Genomic DNA, 1,754 nt, shown 5'->3' on the forward strand with positions numbered 1-1,754 from the left:
ACGCGTGATCAGTAGAAACAAGGGTGTTTTTAACTACAATCTGAGCTCACAAATTTAAATGCAAATTCTGCACTGTAACGACCCATTGGAGCACATCCATAAAGATAGACCAGCCACCATGATTGCCAGTGCTAGGGAACTCGCCACTGTTGAATAAATTGACAGTATTTGGTAAGTTCCTATTGATTCTAATTTCACTCCGCTTATTTCTTCTCTTTTTAATCTTGCTTCTTCTGAATACTGAGGGTAGTCATACGTCCCATTTCTTACACTTTCCATACATTCATTATCACATTTGTGATAGAACTCGAAACAACCATTACCCAGCTCCTTTGCATTATCCCTAAGCTGTAGTCGGACTTTGTCGTAAAGGTTCTTGACATTTGAGTCATGGAAATCTAGAGTCCTCTCATTTTCCATGAGAACTAGAAGTTCAGCATTATAAGTCCAGACATCTAGGAATCCGTCTTCCATTTTCTTGTTCAAATTCTCTATCCTCCTTTCTAAGTTATTAAATTCCCTTCCAACGGCCTCAAATTGAGTGTTCATTTTGTCAATGATCGAGTTGACCTTATTGGTAACTCCATCTATTGCCTTTTGGGTGGATTCTTTGTCTGCAGCGTACCCACTCCCCTGCTCATTGCTATGGTGGTACCCATACCAACCATCTACCATTCCCTGCCATCCTCCCTCTATAAAACCTGCTATAGCCCCAAACAGCCCTCTTTTTCTTCTCTTTTCTCTTAGAGGACTATTTCTGAGCCCAGTTGCAAGGACCAATTTGTTTGACTTCACGTATTTGGGGCATTCCCCGATGGTGAGAGGATGTATATTGTGGAATGGCATACTAGAGTTTATCGCTCCTACTGGAGTTTGACATTTGGTGTTGCAGTGGCCATATTCCACTTCACTTTTCATAATTGTTGAGTCCCCTTTCTTGACAATTTTGTATGCATATTCTGGAGCAATGAAATTTCCATTGCTCTCGAAGTGGATTGCATCATTCGGTTTTAAAATTGTCCAGAAGAAGTCCATTCTTCCACGTTGCCCGTTTACTTGGGATCTAGTAGCTATTTTTGGTACCAATCTCTGGTTTAATGTTGATGTCCCAACGGAAATATAGGTGGTTGGGTTTTTATAGAGATTTGTCTGCTCTGCTGCATTGTTGGAATGATGAATCCCCCACAGTATCAAAAGATCTTCCCGATTGGTATTATTGTAGCTTATCTTTATTGTTGGGTATGCATCGTTCTTTTTGATAAGCCATACCACATTTCTGAAAAAGGAGGGCGTTCCCTGGTATGGACAAGCTGCGCTCACCCCTAATGATGTTTCATGATTGGGCCAAGAACTCTTGGGGATGATCAGAATCTTCTCAAAATGATTTATTCTGCTCAATAGGTGTTTCAGTTCTTCATAGTCATTGAGGCTCCCTGGGTAACAGAGGTCATTGGCTGGGTTAGCCCTCTCCACTATGTAAGACCATTCCGGCACCCTGATGAATTCGTCGCACATTGGGTTTCCGAGGAGCCATCCAGCTACACTACAATCCTTTAAAACCAGAGGCTTCACTCCATTTAGATCGCAGAGCTTCCCGTTGTGTGTCTTTTCCAGTATGTCTTGGGCATGTGTAACAGTGACGTTCTTTTCCATTATCGTGTCAACCTGCTCTGTCGAGTTGTTTGCATGGTAACCAATGCAAATCTGATCACTTTTAACAAGGCTAACTATTGCAAGAAGAAGCACTATTTTCT

1 protein-coding gene is annotated in these 1,754 nt (G+C 41.7%); it reads right to left on the reverse strand.

What is annotated here, in order from left to right; all coding sequences use genetic code 11:
• Nucleotides 1-54: 54 nt before the first annotated feature.
• Nucleotides 55-1,754, reverse strand: a 1,700-nt coding sequence (locus AN964_RS27690; protein WP_152982469.1) for a hemagglutinin, incomplete at its 5' end; no start/stop codon positions are given.

The organism is Heyndrickxia shackletonii, from assembly GCF_001420715.1.
GTDB classification, from domain to species: domain Bacteria; phylum Bacillota; class Bacilli; order Bacillales; family Bacillaceae_C; genus Margalitia; species Margalitia shackletonii.